This window comes from Vibrio genomosp. F10 str. 9ZD137 (assembly GCF_049974785.1).
Taxonomy (GTDB): domain Bacteria; phylum Pseudomonadota; class Gammaproteobacteria; order Enterobacterales; family Vibrionaceae; genus Vibrio.
The window spans coordinates 1-436 of sequence record NZ_JBNGCJ010000176.1 but is presented as its reverse complement, the minus strand read 5'-3'; the positions used below and the strand labels follow the sequence as shown (position 1 = coordinate 436).

1 protein-coding gene is annotated in these 436 nt (G+C 53.7%); it reads right to left on the bottom strand.

The genetic code is table 11. The features are described from left to right. Positions 1–436: amidohydrolase family protein (locus ACP45E_RS02300; RefSeq protein ID WP_141707189.1), on the bottom strand; the 436-nt coding region annotated here is incomplete at both ends.

Below are 436 nucleotides of genomic sequence, written 5' to 3'. Positions count from 1 at the left end.
ACGCCGACTTGGTAGCTGAGATCGGCGGGATGAGCGATGTTCCATATGGCTAAATCGGCGTCGAAGCCAAATTGCAGTTGTCCTCGAGTTGTTCCATGCCCGATGGCTTGGGCGGCATGACAGGTCACCCCTCGGAGTGCTTCTTCTGGTGTGAGGCCAAATAAAGTGCAGCCCATGTTCATCATCATCGTCAAGTCAGCGAACGGTGAGGTTCCGGGGTTAAAATCCGTAGCGATTGCCATGGGAATGCGATTATCTCGGAGCAGCTGAATGGGAGGACGCTGTGTCTCTCGCAGAAAATAAAAAGCGCCGGGCAATAATGTGGCAACGGTATTGGTGCTGGCGAGCGCCTGTACTCCTTCAAGATCGAGATACTCAATATGATCAACAGACAGCCCATCAAAGCTTGCCGTGAGGGCACTGCCTCCGAGGTTCG